This is a genomic window from Rhodococcus sp. GB-02 (genome assembly GCF_053470465.1).
This window is the reverse complement of record NZ_JBPUKE010000001.1, coordinates 422,014-440,493: the sequence shown is the minus strand read 5'-3', so window position 1 is coordinate 440,493 and position 18,480 is coordinate 422,014. Positions and strand designations below refer to the sequence as shown.

21 protein-coding genes are annotated in these 18,480 nt (G+C 61.9%); 12 read left to right on the top strand and 9 right to left on the bottom strand.

Annotation, left to right across the window (positions count from 1 at the left end):
• Window positions 1-31 precede the first annotated feature (31 nt).
• From ACSW29_RS02120 to ACSW29_RS02105, 4 genes are all read left to right on the top strand, one after another.
• Window positions 32-1,234 carry a sensor histidine kinase gene (locus ACSW29_RS02120; protein ID WP_448276277.1) on the top strand — a complete coding sequence of 401 codons (1,203 nt, stop codon included), beginning with the start codon at window positions 32-34 and terminating at the stop codon, window positions 1,232-1,234.
• Window positions 1,231-1,848, top strand: a complete 618-nt coding sequence (locus ACSW29_RS02115) for a response regulator (RefSeq protein ID WP_019746299.1) — start codon at window positions 1,231-1,233, stop codon at window positions 1,846-1,848. The genes ACSW29_RS02120 and ACSW29_RS02115 overlap by 4 nt, the downstream gene beginning before the upstream one ends.
• A gap of 92 nt (window positions 1,849-1,940) precedes the next feature.
• A complete protein-coding gene (locus tag ACSW29_RS02110) occupies window positions 1,941-3,179 on the top strand; it encodes a DUF222 domain-containing protein (RefSeq protein ID WP_448276276.1) in 1,239 nt (412 codons plus the stop codon).
• Between the two features lie 145 nt (window positions 3,180-3,324).
• The gene (locus ACSW29_RS02105; RefSeq protein ID WP_205907230.1) at window positions 3,325-4,140 is read left to right on the top strand and encodes a siderophore-interacting protein; all 816 of its coding nucleotides are present in this window, start codon (window positions 3,325-3,327) and stop codon (window positions 4,138-4,140) included.
• Between the two features lie 170 nt (window positions 4,141-4,310).
• On the opposite strand, the gene ACSW29_RS02100 is transcribed toward ACSW29_RS02105, so the two are convergent.
• Window positions 4,311-4,571 (bottom strand): hypothetical protein, encoded by a 261-nt coding sequence (locus ACSW29_RS02100; protein WP_448276273.1) that lies wholly within the window; start codon window positions 4,569-4,571, stop codon window positions 4,311-4,313.
• A 161-nt stretch (window positions 4,572-4,732) separates the two neighbouring features.
• Between ACSW29_RS02100 and ACSW29_RS02095 the strand changes: the two genes are divergently transcribed.
• Window positions 4,733-5,689, top strand: a complete 957-nt coding sequence (locus tag ACSW29_RS02095) for a proline dehydrogenase family protein (protein WP_347875654.1) — start codon at window positions 4,733-4,735, stop codon at window positions 5,687-5,689.
• Between the two features lie 60 nt (window positions 5,690-5,749).
• Here ACSW29_RS02095 and ACSW29_RS02090 read toward each other — a convergent pair whose 3' ends face one another.
• The 3 genes from ACSW29_RS02090 to ACSW29_RS02080 all read right to left on the bottom strand — a co-directional run bounded on the left by ACSW29_RS02090 (window position 5,750) and on the right by ACSW29_RS02080 (window position 9,145).
• A complete protein-coding gene (locus ACSW29_RS02090; protein WP_347875653.1) occupies window positions 5,750-6,193 on the bottom strand; it encodes an SRPBCC family protein in 444 nt (147 codons plus the stop codon).
• Window positions 6,194-6,196: 3 nt separating this feature from the next.
• On the bottom strand, window positions 6,197-7,750 hold the full coding sequence (locus ACSW29_RS02085; RefSeq protein ID WP_095969378.1) for a succinic semialdehyde dehydrogenase: 1,554 nt from the start codon (window positions 7,748-7,750) through the stop codon (window positions 6,197-6,199).
• A gap of 78 nt (window positions 7,751-7,828) precedes the next feature.
• Window positions 7,829-9,145: an MFS transporter gene (locus ACSW29_RS02080; RefSeq protein ID WP_448276272.1), complete on the bottom strand. Its 1,317-nt coding sequence runs from the start codon at window positions 9,143-9,145 to the stop codon at window positions 7,829-7,831.
• Between the two features lie 71 nt (window positions 9,146-9,216).
• Here ACSW29_RS02080 and ACSW29_RS02075 point away from each other — a divergent pair, with 71 nt between their 5' ends.
• Window positions 9,217-10,188: a GlxA family transcriptional regulator gene (locus ACSW29_RS02075; RefSeq protein ID WP_230816127.1), complete on the top strand. Its 972-nt coding sequence runs from the start codon at window positions 9,217-9,219 to the stop codon at window positions 10,186-10,188.
• A gap of 30 nt (window positions 10,189-10,218) precedes the next feature.
• Entirely contained in the window at window positions 10,219-10,596 is a 378-nt protein-coding gene (locus ACSW29_RS02070; RefSeq protein WP_448276271.1) for a DUF5313 family protein, read from the top strand.
• Between the two features lie 224 nt (window positions 10,597-10,820).
• Here ACSW29_RS02070 and ACSW29_RS02065 read toward each other — a convergent pair whose 3' ends face one another.
• The 3 genes from ACSW29_RS02065 to ACSW29_RS02055 are packed head-to-tail and all read right to left on the bottom strand — an operon-like array spanning window position 10,821 to window position 12,360.
• Entirely contained in the window at window positions 10,821-11,198 is a 378-nt protein-coding gene (locus tag ACSW29_RS02065; RefSeq protein ID WP_448276269.1) for an oleate hydratase, read from the bottom strand.
• Entirely contained in the window at window positions 11,195-11,446 is a 252-nt protein-coding gene (locus ACSW29_RS02060) for a hypothetical protein (RefSeq protein WP_448276267.1), read from the bottom strand. Before ACSW29_RS02060 ends, ACSW29_RS02065 begins: the two co-directional genes overlap by 4 nt.
• A gap of 35 nt (window positions 11,447-11,481) precedes the next feature.
• Complete coding sequence (locus ACSW29_RS02055; RefSeq protein ID WP_317826746.1) at window positions 11,482-12,360, bottom strand: TetR family transcriptional regulator; 879 nt, start codon at window positions 12,358-12,360, stop codon at window positions 11,482-11,484.
• Window positions 12,361-12,523: 163 nt separating this feature from the next.
• Here ACSW29_RS02055 and ACSW29_RS02050 point away from each other — a divergent pair, with 163 nt between their 5' ends.
• The 4 genes from ACSW29_RS02050 (at window position 12,524) to ACSW29_RS02035 (ending at window position 16,475) form a co-directional block, all read left to right on the top strand.
• Window positions 12,524-13,477 (top strand): cyclase family protein, encoded by a 954-nt coding sequence (locus ACSW29_RS02050; RefSeq protein WP_230816131.1) that lies wholly within the window; start codon window positions 12,524-12,526, stop codon window positions 13,475-13,477.
• Window positions 13,474-15,123, top strand: coding sequence for a class I adenylate-forming enzyme family protein (locus ACSW29_RS02045; RefSeq protein WP_317826747.1), 1,650 nt, complete (start codon window positions 13,474-13,476; stop codon window positions 15,121-15,123). The genes ACSW29_RS02050 and ACSW29_RS02045 overlap by 4 nt, the downstream gene beginning before the upstream one ends.
• 621 nt (window positions 15,124-15,744) lie before the next feature.
• A complete protein-coding gene (locus ACSW29_RS02040) occupies window positions 15,745-16,206 on the top strand; it encodes a histidine-type phosphatase (RefSeq protein WP_448276264.1) in 462 nt (153 codons plus the stop codon).
• On the top strand, window positions 16,203-16,475 hold the full coding sequence (locus tag ACSW29_RS02035; protein ID WP_448276262.1) for a hypothetical protein: 273 nt from the start codon (window positions 16,203-16,205) through the stop codon (window positions 16,473-16,475). The genes ACSW29_RS02040 and ACSW29_RS02035 overlap by 4 nt, the downstream gene beginning before the upstream one ends.
• On the opposite strand, the gene ACSW29_RS02030 is transcribed toward ACSW29_RS02035, so the two are convergent.
• Both ACSW29_RS02030 and ACSW29_RS02025 read right to left on the bottom strand, forming a co-directional pair.
• Window positions 16,421-16,789 (bottom strand): helix-turn-helix domain-containing protein, encoded by a 369-nt coding sequence (locus tag ACSW29_RS02030; RefSeq protein WP_317826750.1) that lies wholly within the window; start codon window positions 16,787-16,789, stop codon window positions 16,421-16,423. The genes ACSW29_RS02035 and ACSW29_RS02030 overlap by 55 nt on opposite strands.
• Before the next feature lie 139 nt (window positions 16,790-16,928).
• Window positions 16,929-17,387, bottom strand: a complete 459-nt coding sequence (locus ACSW29_RS02025; RefSeq protein ID WP_230816135.1) for a hypothetical protein — start codon at window positions 17,385-17,387, stop codon at window positions 16,929-16,931.
• 171 nt (window positions 17,388-17,558) lie between these two features.
• Here ACSW29_RS02025 and ACSW29_RS02020 point away from each other — a divergent pair, with 171 nt between their 5' ends.
• A complete protein-coding gene (locus ACSW29_RS02020) occupies window positions 17,559-18,455 on the top strand; it encodes an oxygenase MpaB family protein (RefSeq protein WP_317826751.1) in 897 nt (298 codons plus the stop codon).
• Window positions 18,456-18,480: the final 25 nt, after the last annotated feature.

Here is an 18,480-nt window from a genome sequence, read left to right as displayed (position 1 = left end):
TCGAAAGAACCATCCCGGTTTACAACTTTTGATGGATGATCCGAGGCCGAACCTCGCTAAGCTGGGCGAGATGCACAGATCTCCGCTCACGCCTGTCTTCGCCGGCCTACAACTGGGTCTGCATGTCCTTGTCATGGCGCTGGCCGGGGTCGTGTTTCTCCGAGCGCTGATCGACGAATCCGACCTGACCGCAACCATCACCGCGCTGTCCGTGATCTTTGTTGCCGTCTATCTGTTCGGGGTCGCCAAAAGGCTGCGCGGCAATGCTGCCCGCTGGTGGTTAGCCGCGCTGACCCTCGTGTGGATCGCGACGATGGCGGTATCCGCCGACGCCGCCTACCTCGCGTTCGGACTCTTCTTCCTCTATCTCCATCTTCTGCGACGCCCCTGGAGCCTTCTTGCGGTCACCGCGGCAACGGCTGTCGCCGTGATCGGCACCGGACTCCATCGTGGATGGACGATTGCCGGCGCCGTCGGTCCGATCATCGGCGCTGCCGTAGCGGTTGCAATCGGTCTCGGATATCAAGCGCTGTACCGCGAGGCAGCTGAGCGCGGACGTCTCATCGACGAATTGATGAATACCCGTGAAGAATTGGCGTCGACGTCCCGCGATGCGGGAAAGTTCGCAGAACGCGAAAGGCTCGCGGCCGAGATTCACGACACCGTGGCCCAAGGACTTTCGAGCATCCAGATGCTCCTTCACGCTGCCGAGCGTGCCGATCCGGACAGCCCGGCCATCCGACAGATCAGCCTCGCGCGCGAAACTGCCGCAGACAGTCTTGCCGAAACCCGCCAACTCATAGCCGAATTGACACCCGCAGCCTTGGACGGTCAGTCGCTCGCCGACGCGCTTCGTCGAATCTGCGAACGCGCGAGCAGCCCTGAACTGGAAGCGCGATCCCTGGTCGAAGGCGAGGCGGTCCGGCTGCCGATGCCCCTCGAAGCAACATTGGTGCGTATCGCTCAGGGCGCGGTGTCCAATGTTCTCCGCCATGCGGATGCAACCAGAATGGCTGTGACACTGACGTATTCCGACGACACCGTCAGCCTCGACGTGGTCGATAACGGTCACGGCTTCGACGTGGCAGTTCTCGAACGTGGGCCGGCGGAATCTTTTGGCCTCAATGCAATTCGTCGACGCGTCGAACTGCAGGGCGGAACGTTCTCCATCGAGTCCGAGGCGGGACACACGGCCGTCGCAGTGACGTTTCCCCTCGATGTCGGTGAACAGTGATCCGCCTGCTGCTCGCCGACGATCACGCGATCGTGCGCGCCGGGCTACGAGCGCTACTCGAAAGCGAATCCGACATCGAGGTGGTCGGCGAAGCAGGGACCGCCGAGGAAGCCATAGCTTTCTGCGCCACCACGCCGGTCGACCTCGTGCTCATGGACCTGCGGTTCGGGCCAGGCAAGACGGGGGTCGACGCCACCCGCGCGGTATGCGCGCTGCCGAATCCGCCGCACGTGCTCGTCGTGACCAACTACGACACGGACGCCGATATCTTGAGCGCCGTCGAAGCTGGAGCCAGCGGCTATCTGCTCAAGGACACACCCCCGGTCGAGTTGCTGTCTGCCGTCCGCGCCGCTGCGAGCGGGGACAGCGTTCTCTCCCCTGCCATCGCGTCGAAGCTCATGACTCGCGTACGTAAGCCCGAAACCAGCCTCAGCCCAAGGGAAATCGAAGTGCTGAAGCTGGTCGCAGCGGGTCGGTCCAACCGAGAGATCGGTAAAGAACTGTTCCTCAGTGAGACCACGGTCAAATCGCATCTGGTCCACATCTTCGGCAAGTTGGGAGTGAAGTCGAGGACGTCGGCCGTCGCCCGTGCGCGGGAGTTGGGTTCGATCTGAGGTTTGTCCGAATTGTCGAAAGTAGCTGTACAGCAAGAATTTTCGCTTGCAATTCTCTTGTATTCGAAACTCTGTTCGAATATGATTGCTTCATGAACAGTCGGGATGCGTGGCAACTGGATGGCGAGGACCTCAAGAGTGAGGTTCTCGATCTGGTGCGTGTCCGGCACGAGTTGCAGTCGCGGATGGTGCTGCTGATCGTGGAGATGTTTTCCCGTGAGGTTCTCGGTGGGAAGGGTTTTCGGGCGATCGCGCAGTGGTTGCATGGTTCGACGAATCTGGAGATCGGTGAGTGCAGTCTGCTGGTCGGCCTGGCGCGGTTGTTGATGCTCGAACCTGTTGTCGCGGATGCGTTTCACCGGGGCGATGTTGATGCATTGAAGGCGCGGCAGGTGGCGTCGTTTTGTCAGCATCCGCCGAAGAACATGACCCTGGCGGAGGTGGACAAAGCTCGCGGGATCTTGTTGTCGTTGGCGTCGAAGAATATTGCGGATTGTGATGCGGTGCGGGCGGCGATCCGGAGGATCGAGAAGCAGTACGGCAAGCGTGAGGACGGTGTTCCGGTCGGGGAAGACTCTGAGCGGAATGAGTTCTACGCCTCGAAAGGCCTGTACGGGCGGGTCACAGTCAAGGGCGATCTGGATGCGGTGAACGGGGCGCGGTTGATCACGCTGCTCTCGAGCCTGTCCGGTCCGACGCCGGAGAAGGATGGCGTCAAAGACACCCGCACGCCGGCATTGCGGCGGGCCGACGGGTTTTGTGAACTACTGCGCCGGTACGAGCGGGCAGGGTTGGGTCCGATCGAGGGTGGGGTGAAACCGCACATCACGGTCACCGCCAGCGCCAAAGACATGACCGACCTCAAAGCATTGAAAGATCTGTTGCCGTCCACGGAGGAACTCGGGTTCGCATGGACGGACTGGGTGGGCCCGATCAGTATCGACACCGCACGGATGCTCGCCTGCGACTGCACCGTGACGCGGATCTTGTTGGACGAGAATGGTGTTCCGCTCGAGTGCGGTAAGGAAGCGAGAACGGCGACGGTTCCGCAGCGGCGAGCGTTGGCGGTACGCGATGGCGGTTGTGCGTTTCCAGGGTGCGGGACACCATCAGGGTGGTGCGACGCTCACCATATCGTTCATTGGAATGATGGTGGCCCAACAGATCTCGACAATCTGATCTTGTTGTGCGGTCATCATCATCGGACGCTGCACCACACCGAGTGGAGAGTGGAAATCGGCCCCGATCGAAAGACGGTGTTCTATCCACCGATGTCGATCGATCCGTATCAGCAGCCGATCGGCGGGAACAGCCCACCGACAGCCGCCTGAACGGGCATAACTGAAAATGCCAGCGTATGCACCGGGGAAGAAACCATGCCTCGGGGCATACGCTGGCGTTTTCAGCTGCTTTCGATGTCCGTCTTGCGACAGCATCTGTCTCCACTTCGACACGCAGGACCAATAGGGTCGAGGCATGTCTTTCTGCGAACCCGCCCGCGTCGTCACCGTCACGTCCCTGACCCCGCACATGCGGCGAATCAGCATCGAAGCAGAAGGCGACTGGCATTGGCCGACAGGCGGACAGGGCGACGAGCGCATCGACATCGCGTTCCCGAAACCCGGTGAAACAGAAGCAGAATACGACTACTTCAACAATCCCGACTACGGCAAGGCCGATCTCGGAACCGAGCCACCGTGGCGGCACTACACCGTGCGCAAGGTGCACGACGGCGGCCGACGTCTGGACATCGACTTCGTCGTGCACCCTGGCGGTATTGCAGCGGATTGGGCCCTGCGGGCCGAACCAGGTCACCTACTCGGCGTCTTCTGGTCGGACAGTTCTCGTTCCCATTACCAGGCTCCGGCGGGTCCTCGCTGGCAGCTGCTGGTCGCAGACGCCACGGGTCTCCCCGGACTGGGCAGGATTGTCGAAGAACTTCGTGAAGGCGATGTCGCACAAGCGATCATCGAGGTCGAAACCGAAGAGGATCGACAGGAATTTGTCACTCGCGGCGACGTCACATACACGTGGCTCGTGGGGAGTGGTCTCGGAAAGGCGCCGAGCGCGCTGTTCGAGGCTGTGGAGAAGGTCGAGTTTCCCGAATCCGAATCGGCCGACGTCTACGCGTGGGTGGCGTGCGAAAGCGCAACCAGCCGTCGTATTCGTAAGCATCTGAGGGAAGTTCGAGGAATCGCTCGCGACAAGCACAATGTTGTCGGGTACTGGCGAGAGGGCGCCGACGGCCACGTTTCCGGCATGAACAGCGAGGAAGTCACCGTCGGCGCCTGAGCGCCGTGATCACTCTGCCGGCAGTGTGTCGGTAGATTCTGCGGCTGTAGCTTCTGCGTCAGTCGGTTCTACATCGGCCGGCTTTTCCGCCAGCATCTCGAACAGTGCTCGGCGTGCCTCGGCAAGGATTGCCTCTGCCTTGGCGACCTGCTCAGCGGTCCCACCTGCGGCTACCGCGACAGCGGCACCTCGGAGTAGACCCATCGCGGGACGGAGCGCTGCGCCGGCTTCACCGAAGTGAGGGCGGCCGTGTCCGCGCTGGTCAGGTCGACCAAATCCGCGCTGGTCGGGCCGGCCAAATCCGCGCTGACCCTCGCGACCGCGTCGGCCTTCGGGGCGTCCTTCTGCTCGGTCTTCGAAGCGACCCTCGGGTCGCTCGGCATCGAATCCTCGACGGAAACCGTGTCCACGATGCGGGCCTCGGCGGCCATGCTCGCGACGTTCGTGCATTTCTGGGTTGTTGTGTGGGGCGTACATGTTGTCCTCCTGGACTGTCTGTGTTTGTTTGACGTATCGACGATATATCGACAATAGATCGAACGCAAGGTTCCGGAGAATAATTCCCGCACCCTCGTCCGGATACTCTGAAGCCGTGAACACGGATCTACAAGCCCAGGCCGCAGACGTCCTACGCCGCCTCGCACTCGACGAATCCCTGAAAGAACGCACCATGGCGGACGCTGCGACGGCAGCACTCGCACGGAAAGTCGCCGCTCGCTACATCGGCGGCGAAACCATCGACGACGCTTTCGACCGCCTCCCCTCGATCTTCGCGCGAGGACACAAGGCGAGCATCGAATACACCGGGGAAAGCGTCCGGGATCCCGAGCTCGCGAACGCCGAAACCGATGTTTTCGTGGAACTCGCGGAACGAATCGGCACGTCGGGTGTCGAGAGCACCGTGTCGTTCGACCTCTCGCACATCGGCTTGGTAATCGATCCGGAGCAGTGCTTTCGCAATGTCGTGCGCCTGGCCGAGGCCACGGAACGCGCAGGTGCCGAGCTGATCATCTCCGCCGAAGCGTCCGATCGCACCGACCTGGTCCTCGACATGCACGCGCGGCTGGCCGAGCGCTTCACTCACGTGGGGATCACCATTCAGGCCCGACTGCACCGGACCGCAAAGGATCTCGCCGCTCTGCTGGACCGACCCGGCCGCATCCGTCTCGTGAAGGGCGCCTTCCTCGAAGCCGAATCCGTCGCCTACCCGCGCGGTAGTGCCGAGCTGCGACGCGCGTATCTCGACTACGCAGCCCGAATTGTCGAATCGGGTCACCAGGTTTCCATCGCGACGCATGACCGCGACATCCTCGAAGCATTACGCGCCGAGCATGATTCGAAGCTCAGAGGCGAGCACATCGAGTTCGAGATGCTGCTTGGTCTCGGTACCGAGCAACTGGACGCCCTCCGAGCCGCGGGCTTCACCACACGCGAATACGTCATCTTCGGAACACAGTGGTGGCTGTACGTACTCAATCGCATCGCCGAAGAACCGGAGCGTGTCTACACCGCGCTCGTCGACGCCGCGCTTGTCACCACTGCAAACTGATCCGCAGCAACACAAGTGGGGCTGCACTCGAATCGAGTGCAGCCCCACTTGTGTAAGTTTCTAGCTCTCCAGAAACGCCTTGATGCGCGCCAGCGTGGTTTCCATTCCGGTCTGCATCAGCTGATCTCGACCCCGACCGAGCAGGCCGCTACCCGACATCATGCGGACGTAAAGCGCAGGCGTGGCATAGATTTCACGAGTCTCGGTAAGCACAGTGCCCGTTCCCGAAGGCTCGAGCACGTACGTCCACCGAGCCTTCGGCTCGTCCGATTCGAAGGAGAACTTCCGGCAGTCGACCACGTCGATCACCGTGCAGTGCGTGCTCCACCGAATCAGGCCGTGCTTGTTGGTGCCCTTGAACTTTGCACCCACTGTGCCCGGAGTTCCGGAAGTCCATGTTCCACCGGTGTTTTCAGGACTGAAGCGACCCATACCCTCGATGTCGCTGACAACCTTCCACACCGATACCGGCGTTGCCTCGATGTACGCGCTGGCGGTTTCCACCCGTTACCGGCCCGGAACCCAGGACATGATCTTAATGGCGTGAGGCATGAGCTTTGCCCACACCTTGGCCGGAAGTCCGCGCGGTCCACCGAGATTCATGACGCGAGTGGTAGCAACGGTCTGCGGTTCGGTGTACTTGATCAGACCCTCGGCGCCGTGACGACGACCGACGCCCGAGACACCCATGCCGCCCATCGGTGCAGCGGTGCTGCCCCAGGTGGGAGCGTAACCCTCGTCGACGTTGACGGTGCCGGCGTGGATACGCGCTGCGATAGCTTCACCGGCGGCCTTGCTTCCCGCCCACACACTGGCATTGAGGCCGTATTCGGTGTCGTTGGCCTGAGCGATGGCCTCCTCGACGTCCTTGACCGGGTAGATCGAGACGAGCGGCCCGAAGGTCTCGTCGCGGTAGCACTCGGCGTCCTCGGGAACCCCGGTCAGCAGGGTGGGCTCGTAGAACAGCGGTCCGATGTCCGGGCGGGCCTTGCCGCCGGCAATGACGGTGGCGCCCTTGACGACTGCGTCGTCGACATGAGCGGAGATTGCCTTGACCTGCGCCTCGGAGACGAGACTGCCCATCTCGATTCCGAATTCGTAACCGGCGGCGAGGTTCATCTTCTTGACGCGATCACCGAACATGCGGATGAACTCGGGAGCGATGGACTCTTCGACGTAGATGCGCTCGATGGAGATGCACAGCTGACCGGAGTTGGAGAAGCACGCACGTACAGCTGCGTCGGTGACCTCGCGCAAGTCTGCGCCGGCGGCGACGATCATCGGGTTCTTGCCACCGAGTTCGGCGGAGAAGCCGATCAGTCGACGACCGGCCTGCTCGGCGAGGAGCTGACCGGTCGCGGTGGAACCGGTGAACATGAGGTAATCGGTGTTCTCGACCAGGGCGGTACCGACGACGGAGCCCGGTCCGGGAACCACGGCGAAAAGGTCCCGGGGCAGCCCCGCCTTGTAGAGCAGTTCGACGCAGGCGAGCGCGCAGTACGGCGTCTGGCTGTCCGGCTTGAGGACAACAGCGTTACCGGCGAGCAGCGCGGCGATGGCGTCGGACACGGCCAGCGTCATCGGGTAGTTCCACGGCGAGATGACGCCGACGACACCCTTGGGCTGGTATCGGACGACGGTCTTCGTCAGGCCCGGAAGCATGCCGGAGACGCGACGCGGACGCAGCAGCTTCGGCGCCACGCGTGCGTAATGACGCGACGTCATCGAGATGTCGAGGACTTCTTCCTGAGCTGCGGTACGCGACTTTCCGGTCTCGGCCTGGGCCATGTCCATGAGTGCGTCGCGGTTCTCGAGGATGAGGTCGCGGTAGCGGTGGAAGACGGCAGCGCGATCGAGGACGGAGCGCTTGGCCCATTCCTTCTGGGCGACGCGCGCACGGGCGATGGCCGCAAGTGCGTCGTCGGCGGTGCCGACGGGGATGGTCGCCAGCTCCTTGCCGGTGAACACCTCGGTGATGGACTTCGTCGGGCGATCGGCAACATTGTCGATGGCGATCAGATCGGCGAGCCGCGAGAAGGTCGCAGCGGACGGAGCAGGCATTTCAGTACCCCTACTGGTGAGTAGTTCTTGGAGTTACACACAACTTACCCCGTCGGTGGTACCGATCACAGTGCCGAATCAGACAGAGTCAACCAATACTGCCTCTTTCGGACGTTTTGCGATCAACAACGACATGACTGCAGCGATCGCACACAGTGCGCCGGCCACGAAGAAGGCGGCGTCGTACGAGCCGATCTGATCACGAACGAGGCCGGCCAAGAAGGCCACCAGACCCGCACCGATCTGGTGCGATGCCAGCACCCAACCGAACACGATGGGAGCGTCGGCACCGAAGTGCTGACGGCACAGCGCGACGGTCGGTGGAACCGTCGCCACCCAATCGAGCCCGTAGAAGATGACAAACGCGATCATCGGCGGATTAACGGTGTTGGCGAGCAACAACGGCAGAAACAGCAGTGAGATTCCGCGGAACAGGTAGTAGATGCCGAGAAGTTTTCGCGAGTCCATGCGGTCGGTGAACCAACCCGAAGCGATGGTGCCGACCATGTCGAGGATTCCGATCAACGCCAACAGTGACGCGGCCGTGGTGATCGGCATTCCGTGATCGTGCGACGCCGGAACGAAGTGCGTTCCGATCAGGCCGTTGGTGCTCGCGCCGCAGATCGCGAAGGTACCGGCGAGAAGCCAGAACACCTTGGTCTTCGACGCCATCACCAGCACCGAGATCGCCCGGCCTCCGGCGCCGCCGCGCTGGTAGACAGGCTTGGCGGGTGGGGCGTAGTCGGCGGGGGCGCCGTAAGGCGTCGTACCCACGTCTGACGGATAGTTACGCAGGAACAGCAGAACGAACGGCACGACGGCCAGTGCGGCGAACGAGACCGTGAATGCGACGCTCTTCCAGTCGTACGTTTCCGCGATCTTGGCCAGGACTGGCAGGAACACCAGCTGACCGGCCGCGCCACCGGCCGTCAGAATGCCGGTCACGAGACCACGCTTTTCGACGAACCAGCGATCGACGACGGTGGCGACAAACGCCAGCGCCATCGAACCCGTACCGAGGCCGACGAAGACACCCCACAACAGAATGAGCTGCCAACTCGAGGTCATGAATATCGTGAGACCACTGCCGAGCGAGATGAGCGCCAACGCCGAAGTGACAACCGCCCGGATACCGAACCTTTCCATCAGGGCAGCGGCGAACGGCGAGGTCAGCCCGTACAGAATCAGGTTGACCGAGACTGCGGCGGAGATGCTGGCGCGCGACCAACCGAAATCCTCGTGCAGCGGATCGATCAGCACCGATGGGGCGGCGCGGAAGCTCGCTGCACCGACCAATGCCAGGAACGCCACGATCGCGACGGACCAGGCGCGGTGAAAGCGCGGCGTGCTTACCTGCTGTGGGCCCGATTCGGGGAGAGCGGTCTCAGAAGTCACAGAGAAGATTCTGCAGTTCGGATTCGATCGAGAACAGTGGCCGGATTGCCAATATATGAAAGAATCGAGCCATGTCTGGTCCACATCGCGTCGTCGTACTGGCGCTGAACGGAGTCATCCCCTTCGAACTCGGGATCCCCGCGCGCATCTTCGGGCGCGCCCTCGACGTCGAGGATCGGCCGCTGTACGAGATCCTGACGTGCACCGTCGACGGCAATCCCGTGCAGACAGACGCAGACTTCAGCATCTCGGTCGACCACGGGAAGGAGCTGCTCGCCACCGCCGACACCGTCGTCATCCCCGCGTCATACGAACTAGGCCCGGCGTACGAAGACGGCTACCTCTCCCCCGAGTTGGCCGCAGCGTTCCAACACATCCGCCCGGGCACTCGACTGGTCTCGATCTGCACCGGTTCGTACATCCTCGCCGCGGCGGGTTTGCTCGACGGACTCCGCGCCACCACGCACTGGCGCAACACCGACCATTTCCAGCGCGTCTACCCCAAGGTGAACGTGGACCCCGACGTGCTGTTCGTCGACGAAGGCCACATCCTGACCTCGGCCGGCGTGGCGTCAGGCGTCGATCTCTGTCTACACATCGTCAGGCGCGACCACGGCATGGAAGTGGCGAACACCGTCGCGAGGCGTTGCGTCGTACCGCCGTGGCGCGACGGTGGCCAAGCGCAGTACATCCGCCGCCCACTGGCCGACAAGCCTTCGGAATCGACTGCCGACGCTCGGCACTGGGCCCTCGAACATCTCGACGACCCGATCACGCTGGCGGACCTGGCGGCGTGCGCCAACATGAGTGTCCGTACGTTCAGCCGTCGATTCCGCGACGAAGTCGGAACGACACCGAACCGCTGGTTGACCAGCAGACGCGTCGATCGGGCGCGGGAACTCCTGGAGGAATCCGACCTGTCGATCGATGCGATTGCTGCTCGAACCGGCTTCGGGACTGCGACATCCATGCGTCAACACATGAACGAGGCCCTCGGCGTTTCACCGAGCGCCTACCGACGCACATTCAAGGCACCGGTGTAAGCGGCAGTACCAGGCACTATCCTGGAGGCCATGGCCGAACAGACTCGCCCGAACTTTCCCCAGTACTGCGGATACCTCCTGGGAAAGACACTCCCCGACCGGTACCAGGACTGGGTGCGAAACGATCTGGTCGGACCGGGCGCGCAGGCTCGCTACATCATTCGTTTCACCGTGCCGGCCACGCTGATCCTGCTCTTGTTCCTGTTGATTCCGGGACCGATCTGGATTCCCTTGGCCATGATGGCCTTGTTGCTCATCCCGCTCGCGTACTTCGTCGTGGCGCTCGGCACCATCTACCGCCGCCACCGCCTGCTGAGCCACGGACTCGATCCCGAACTGCTCGACGAGAAGGCCCAGCGCCGCGTCGATCGCACTCGCGAGGACTACGAGAAGCGGCACGGTCGCTGAGCACACCTCAGCGGAACATCGTCACTGCGGCCTTGGCGAGATACCTTCGGGTCCTTCTCGTAGTGATGCATCTTGGTGAGCTTGTCTTCCGGAATTCCCAGGAACTTGTAAACGGCCACCTGAGCACAGCGCACCGAGTGCTGCTCGGTGAACACCATGTCGAACGGCAGCTCCGCGAACTAACTGATGAACGCCAGGCGTAAGGCATGTGGCTGGGAATCGAATTAACGACGCTGTCCATGATCTCTTGTCTGCGCGTGGTAGTGCGGCTGATGGTGGACCACGATCGACAGAAGCACGTTCGAGTCCACGAACTTGTTGAGCGCATTTCCGGGGAGCTGCTTGGTGATTCGGGACATCTCGTTGATGAGCTCGTGTGACGACGTGGTGACAGTGAAGCTGGTCCACTCACTCTGCGCCCGGTCCCCGACGAACTTGTCAGGATTCCCGAGATCGTGGAAATGCTCGGTGGCCTGCTTCCACAGCAGCGCACTCGGTGGGTTTCTCATGTCTTCTGCGATCGGGGTGTACTGGTTGTACGCGGACCTGATGATACCCGCGAGAGTCTGAATGCGACTGAACTCGAGAATCATTCGGTTCATGTGCCGGCGAAGCTCATCAGCTTCGCCAACAGGTATCGATCGTTGTTGTCGAATTGCATGTGCTTGTAATCGTTCTCGCCGGGACGGAACCGGTTGACGAAGCCCGCGTCGTCGCCTAGCTCGCGATCGCCGTACTGACGCTGGGCGGTAGCGGCAGATTCGCCGCCATTCTCTCCATGCATGTCCAGGTCCATGATGGTGATGCCGGCACCGATCACGTAGTCCTTGTGAGACAGCTTGGAAGACATCGCGTTTCGTTCCTTACTCGAACGGATGACGTCCGTCACGGTCGATCGCAGCGCACCAGATCGAGCGCAAAACGCGCATAGTCGCGTGCAATTTCCTCGGGCGTTTGCGGTCCGCTCGGCCGATACCATTGCGCAACAGAGACACACATCACGACGATTGCACGCGCAGCCTGTCGCGGTCGATCCGTCCCGAACACACCCGCGGCAATTCCGTCGTCGACTTGCTTCGTCATCAACCATTGCTGGTAGTTGCGTGATTCCGTGATGCGCAACCTGTTCTCGTCTGTGAGACTGCGCATTTCGCTGGCACCGAGGAATCCTTGATCGCGGCGATAGATATGGAACAAGGTCACACATTCGACAAGGAAAGCCAGCCTTTCGTCGGGACTACCACCCTCGTCGATAGCCGCCAACGATCTCGTGTTGAGCTCGGCCATGGTGAGCTCGAGAATCTCGGCCAACATCTGTTGCTTACTCGAATAGTGGTGATACAGACCCGGAACACTCATCTGCGCACGTTTGGCGATCTCACGCATCGCAGCGCCGTGATACCCGGTCTTCACCATCTCCGCGAGCGCCGCCGCCAACACCGGATCGAACGAACTCGGGCCGAACCTTCGCCACTCGTTCGGGCGAAAATGTGCATCCGGGTCGGCGTCGTCGCCTCCCCATCGCGGCTGCTCTGCGGGGCGCACTATCGCAGCCGGAAGCAGAGCGTCGAAACGCACTCCCAGGATCCCTCCGATTGCCGCCAACCTGTCGACGCTGACTCTGGTCTTTCCGGTCTCGACAGCACTGAGCGTCGCCGGGCTGACATCGAGACGCCTGGCCAATTCGCGCAGCGAGAGCCCGCTGTGACGCCGCGCTTGCCGGATCGACGCCCCGATCAGGACGGCGTTCTCGAATTCGGTCATAGTGTTCAGTATTCCCGAACATAGGATTCCCAACAATGCGATGACCACGGCAATCGTCGATCCTGTTGACTACTGATTATCGGCCTGAACATGATGTCAATCACAAAAACCCAGGTCCGCCCGAGCGATCGTTCGGTGTCGGTAGCGAGAGGATCGAATCACCATGACCGAGGCGCCATATCTTGGAGAACTCCTGCGCGACGCACCCAGCAACTGGGGCAAGTGGGGAGAGTCCGACGAGGTCGGTTCACTGAACTACCTCGACGCCGGACAGGTTCTTCGTGGCGTCGGAACCATCAAGCAGGGTTCCGTGTTCACACTCCAACGTCTTATCGGCGATCCCAAGGGTGATCCGGTGTGGCCGGGACGCAGCCCCGCCGAGCGCACACAGATCTTCGACGAGAGCAGCTGGGACGGCGACGACGCCCCCAACTTCCCCGGCGGTCTGCATTACGCGGACGACAAGATCGATGCGTTCCTGCAGGGCTCGACGCAGTACGACGCACTCGGCCACGTCTGGTACGACGGTGCCCTGTGGAACGGATACTCGGCTGATACCACTGTCGGCGGCCTGGAGAAGGCCAGCGTCGAACCGATTGCCGACCGCGGCGTCGTCGGGCGGGCGGTACTGCTCGACATGGCGAAGTTCCGCGGCAAGGAAAACCTCGACAAGGCCGAAACCTTCACGCACCATGACCTTTTGGCGTGCGCAAAGTCGCAGGGCGTGACTATCGAGAAGCGTGACATCCTCGTCATACGTACCAACTTCCTCAAGCTGTTCTTCGACCAGGGCGAAGCCTTCTACGAGGGCTTCTGCGAGCCCGGCTTGATCTACAGCCCCGAACTCGTCCAGTGGTTCCAAGACATGGAGATTCCGAACCTGGTCACCGACACCATTGCCAACGAGGTCACCACCGACCCCGAAAACGGTGTGGCACTGGTTCTCCACAACGCATTGATGCGCAATCTCGGCGTGGTTTTCACCGAGATCTGCGATCTGGAGAAGCTGGCTGCAGACTGCGCATCCGACGGCCAATACACGTTCTTGTACGTCGCCGCACCGCTCAAGGTTGCCAAGGCCAGCGGCTCTCCCGTGAATCCGGTTGCCATCAAATGACATACGAAGATCGCCCTTGGTTGGCGTTGTACCGCAACGACGTTCCCCCCGACATCGACGTCGAACATCCCACAATGCTCGAAATGTTGGCGGCCACGGTTCGCTTTGATCCGGACGCCACGGCCGTGAAGTACTTCGACGGTCAACTCAGTTTCGCCGAACTGGATCAGCAGAGTGACGCCCTGGCCCGCGCACTCCGAGCAGGTGGCCTGGCGAAGGGAGACCGTGTCGCGCTCTTCCTGCAGAACGTTCCGCAATTCGTACTCGCCCTCGCCGGGATCTGGAAAGCCGGCGGCGTCGCAGTCTCGATCAATCCCATGAGCCGTGAACGAGAACTGGGATACCAACTCGAAGATTCCGGAGCAGCGGTTCTGATCGCTCTCGAGGGGCTCTACGAGTCCGTCGGCCGCAATGTCGTCGCCGACTCGCCGGTCAGGCGAGTCATCACCACCTCGGAACTCGAGTACCAAAGTCGCAACGATCCGAGGATTTTCGACGGAATCGTGAAGAAGGATCTCGGTACCGACGATCTCGCGACACTGATCGACGAGCATCGTCTCGGCGATCCGATCACTACCGACGCTGCACCGGAAGACATTGCGGTACTGACATATACGTCGGGAACCACAGGTCCGCCGAAGGGAGCGATGACCTCTCATGCGAACATGACTTTCAACGCCCAGGTCTACCGTGACTGGCTAGGGCTCACCCCGAAAGACACGGTTCTCGGCGTCGCACCGCTCTTCCACATCACTGGGTTGATCGGTCACATCGCGGTGTCGGTGCTGGCGAGAATGCCGCTGGTGCTGGCCTACCGCTTCCAGCCCGAGGTAATGCTCGACGCGATTCGTGAGCACCGCCCGACATTCACAGTCGGCGCGATCACCGCGTTCACCGCACTGCTCAACACTCCGGGTTGCGCGCCGGAAGACTTCACCTCCATGCGGTTGCTGTATTCCGGCGGCGCACCCATCTCGCCGACAGCCGCTGAGGCCGTCCGAGCCATGACCGGTGCTGCGCTGCACAACATCTACGGGCTGACCGAGACGACGTCGCCGACCCATGCCGTTCCCGTCGGCGCGGATACTCCGGTCGATCCCACGTCCGGCGCACTGTCCGTCGGCGTTCCGGTGCCGAACACCGTCGTCCGCATCGAAGACGAGGGCGGTGCGGTCCTGCCGATCGGAGAGATCGGCGAACTGGTCGTCCGTGGTCCACAGGTTGTGCGCGGTTACTGGAACAAGCCGGAGGAGAGTGCGTCGGCCATTCGCGACGGGTGGTTCCACACCGGCGACGTTGGGTTCATGGACGAAGCGGGTTGGTTCTACGTCGTCGACCGTAAGAAGGACATGATCATCGCGTCCGGCTACAAGGTGTGGCCACGCGAGGTCGAGGACGTCCTTGCCGAGCACCCCGCAGTCCGGGAGGCGGCCGTCGTCGGGATCGCCGACGAATACCGCGGTGAGACCGTGAAGGCGTTCGTCAGCCTCGTCGCGGAGGCCTCGGTGACGCCGGACGAACTGATCGATCACTGCAAGCAACGGATGGCGGCGTACAAATACCCACGATCCGTGGTGCTCGTGGAGGAACTGCCCAAGACCGTCACCGGCAAGATCCTGCGACGGGAATTGCGCACGACCTCCTGATCGACAACGGCAGGCGGGCCTCTTTCGGTCCGCCTGCTGTCTGATCGCGCACAGTTCCCGGTCGACCGCGCCATCGGGGTAATGGAACAGTAATATGTGCTGAGTACCCACGGAGAAACGGGAGACATCAGTGAGCAAGTTCGGACGTAAGAAGCAGCCGACGCCCAAGAGCTACCAGTGGCTGGCCATGACACTCATCGCGTTGTCGCTGTCCGTGTCGATCGGGATTGCTGCCAAACCTTCCTGAGCTCCTCGGATCCGAAACTTGTAACCCCGCGTCCATCCACACATGGGCAAAGGCAAATAGGTGCAATTCGGACGCTTAGCTGTTCTAACTTTCCTTCCGTCGTGCCACCTCGGCACCGACGCAGAGGACTCACACACCATGCGAAGCTCACGCTTCGGTTTGCTGGCGGCTGCCGGCGCGCTCGGACTCGTGCTTGTCACCTGTGGCGCTCAGTCCATCGCCACGGCGTCACCCTTGGGCTCGCTCGACGCTGATTCGAGTTCCGGCCCGGCCGAGACTCCGGCGTCGACCGACGGCGGCTTCACGTCCAAGACGCCGCACTCCCCCGGCCAACGCGTCGCCGACTATCAGGCCCCCCGACGGGATACTCCCCGGTGTACACGGAAAGCGTTGCACGCCAAGGTTCCCGGGCGCTGTCGAGCCTGAAGTACGACGACCTGAGTCTGCAGCTGTGGGAAATCGCAGAAGCCGAGAACGCATTGACTCCCGTCGGCAAGGAGTTCGGTCCGGCGCTTCGTGATCTCATGGCCGCCAACAAAAAGCTCGGATACGGCAACCTCAGCGGGCTCGGGGTCACCGAACACCGGCAGCTCAGGGCGCGGGTCACCGAACGCCTCCCCCAACTGTTCGACGCCATCGCAGCGCAACAGGGAGCCATCACGTTGACCTCGTCGGGTGTCGACCGTGCTGTGGACAGCGCTGAGAACTTCGCTCAGGGCCTGACCGGTGCGTTTCCAGCCGTCGCCGGCGATGTTGCACCGGCGACGCCGCCGTCCCGGGAGCGGACTTCCGGTTTGCACACGCAGAAACGATCATCCCCTTCGCGGCGCTCTTGAAATTACCGGGAATCACCGTCTCACAAGCCGAGGGCGATCTCTACACCTACGCGAACAATCTCTGGCGCGGAGCGAATGTCAGCCCGATGGCCGCCAACGTGCAGTGGGACGTGTTCGGCGGACCGGACGGTAAGCGCGTGGTCCGAATGCCCTACAACGAGCGCGAGACAGCATTTGCGGCCCCGTGCGCTCCGGCGAGCGCCGGGAGTTTCTTCTACACGCCGGACGAACTGGCCCGCTGCCTACCGGAGATTTCACCGGCGGCCTGAGGTCCGGACCGAGGTCGACGAGGGCGCGCCCATGCCTGGTGCAACGCCAGCATGCGCGCCTTCTCGTCGTCTTCCATCAACAAGGCGTCGCAGATACGTACGATGACCGGAGCCGAAACACCAACGGACGTACCCTGTTCCAGCCGCTGATAGTGATTGAAACTGATGTCGGCGATCTGTGCGACATCACGCCGACTGAGGCCGTGCATGCGGCGAGAACCCTCGCAGCGCATGCCGACCTTTTCGGGCGCAAGACTGTTTCGTTTCTCGACGAGCATCTGGCTCATCAACTGACGCGCGCTCGACCCGTCCACGTCGCCACCTTTTCCATCCCTGAAATATGCCTTCACCTAACATGTTTCAGAATATGGGATGGGACGGGCACGGCGGTATCTCCGAGATGACAGATAATCACGCGATACCGCCAACCCTTGCCTGTTCGGGCTGTGACGATCAGGCTATGAACCTGCCGATAGTCGGATTCGACTGGCAGATCGGACTACTGCCCCAGTTGATCGAACCGAACGCCGTCGCAACGACATTGCCGACGCCGGTATTCACCGTCGCGGACAGATACGGGTACGTCCCTACCAGGTCGACGATTCCGGACTTGCCGGTGTCTGTGTTAACCCACGCAACAGTGACCTGACCGGCCGCCGGGATAGGCGCAGCTGCCGGGAACGAATCGAAGCGAATGTCGCCCTTGGCAATGGGCGGATTGGCCTCTGGTCCGGACTGGCCGGTGAGACCGGTCAACGAAGCCAGCGACCCCTGATTCGGACACCCGATGGTGACGGCGGCGCCGCCGAAAGGATGGGGCGGATCAGCCGAGGCGACTCCGGCGAACATGACGCTCGCGGCAATCGGTAGTCCGATGGCCGCAAAAACCCCGGCCGTGCGTGTGACGCTCATAGCTGCTCCTCGGGTCGACAACACTTTCCGGATACCCCTGGTACAACGCCCGAAACGAAGGAAAGACGACTATTCACACCCCCTAGACAACGCGTGTTGTCAGAACTACAGTCGGTGGTGCAGCTCACACCTACCTCTGCCGCGCGCAGACCAGTCTCAGGGAGTGTTCAGATGAAGCGCTACGACCTCCGCAGTCGCACGGATCGACTCGATCCCGAAACCGATTACGAAGAGATGTCGCGCATCCTCGCGGCGCAGGAGTTTCCCTGGGACATCAATCAAGCGCTCAGCTTCGCGCTGTTTCGTACGTACGCAGTCCCCTCCATCGGCAAGCTCCTTTTCTCCACGGGCGAGTTCACCGACAAGGTTCAGAAACGCTACGACGACACCAGCCTGATCCTCGACGCCATCCTCGAGCACGGCCTCAGCAGCACCGAAGGCCGCAAGAGCGTCCGTCGAATGAATCAGATGCACGGCTCGTACGACATCTCCAACGACGACATGCTCTACGTCCTGGCCACCTTCGTCGTCACGCCGGTCAGATGGCTCGACGAGTACGGCTGGCGAAAAATGACCGAGAACGAGATCGTCGGGTCGACGAACTATTACCGCCACTTGGGCAGGTACATGAACATCAAAGACACTCCTGACACCTACGCAGGATTCGTCAAACTTCTCGACGACTATGAGCGCGAACACTTTTCATTCGATCCCGGCGCCCGGGCCGTCGCTGATTCCACCCTCGACCTGATGTGCACCTTCCCGCCCAACAACCTGGCGCCGAAGGCTCTGGTCAAGGGATTCGCGTTCGCCCTCATGGACGATCACCTACTCGACGCCTTCCACTACAAGCACCCGAGCACTGCGATGCGCGTCGTCTCACGCGGTGCGCTGAAGGTCCGTGCGCGTCTGCTGCGCTTCTTCCCGGTACGCACGAAGCGGAAATTCGCCCGCGAGCTGCCCAACATCCGCAGCTACCCGAGCGGATACAAGGTCGAAGACCTCGGCACCTTCCCCGCCGGATGTCCGGTCAAGCACCTCCAGGCAGACCAGCAGGCCAAAGCGTAATCGCGCTAGGACACCCTGCTGACAG

Bases quoted from the DNA above. Each gene is read 5' to 3' on its own strand.
- ACSW29_RS02120 (WP_448276277.1), top strand. From the start codon at position 32: ATGGATGATCCGAGGCCGAACCTCGCTAAGCTGGGCGAGATGCACAGA.
- ACSW29_RS02110 (WP_448276276.1), top strand. From the start codon at position 1,941: ATGAACAGTCGGGATGCGTGGCAACTGGATGGCGAGGACCTCAAGAGT.
- ACSW29_RS02105 (WP_205907230.1), top strand. From the start codon at position 3,325: ATGTCTTTCTGCGAACCCGCCCGCGTCGTCACCGTCACGTCCCTGACC.
- ACSW29_RS02100 (WP_448276273.1), bottom strand. From the start codon at position 4,571: ATGGCCGCCGAGGCCCGCATCGTGGACACGGTTTCCGTCGAGGATTCG.
- ACSW29_RS02085 (WP_095969378.1), bottom strand. From the start codon at position 7,750: ATGCCTGCTCCGTCCGCTGCGACCTTCTCGCGGCTCGCCGATCTGATC.
- ACSW29_RS02075 (WP_230816127.1), top strand. From the start codon at position 9,217: ATGTCTGGTCCACATCGCGTCGTCGTACTGGCGCTGAACGGAGTCATC.
- ACSW29_RS02070 (WP_448276271.1), top strand. From the start codon at position 10,219: ATGGCCGAACAGACTCGCCCGAACTTTCCCCAGTACTGCGGATACCTC.
- ACSW29_RS02065 (WP_448276269.1), bottom strand. From the start codon at position 11,198: ATGAACCGAATGATTCTCGAGTTCAGTCGCATTCAGACTCTCGCGGGT.
- ACSW29_RS02060 (WP_448276267.1), bottom strand. From the start codon at position 11,446: ATGTCTTCCAAGCTGTCTCACAAGGACTACGTGATCGGTGCCGGCATC.
- ACSW29_RS02055 (WP_317826746.1), bottom strand. From the start codon at position 12,360: ATGACCGAATTCGAGAACGCCGTCCTGATCGGGGCGTCGATCCGGCAA.
- ACSW29_RS02050 (WP_230816131.1), top strand. From the start codon at position 12,524: ATGACCGAGGCGCCATATCTTGGAGAACTCCTGCGCGACGCACCCAGC.
- ACSW29_RS02045 (WP_317826747.1), top strand. From the start codon at position 13,474: ATGACATACGAAGATCGCCCTTGGTTGGCGTTGTACCGCAACGACGTT.
- ACSW29_RS02025 (WP_230816135.1), bottom strand. From the start codon at position 17,387: ATGAGCGTCACACGCACGGCCGGGGTTTTTGCGGCCATCGGACTACCG.
- ACSW29_RS02020 (WP_317826751.1), top strand. From the start codon at position 17,559: ATGAAGCGCTACGACCTCCGCAGTCGCACGGATCGACTCGATCCCGAA.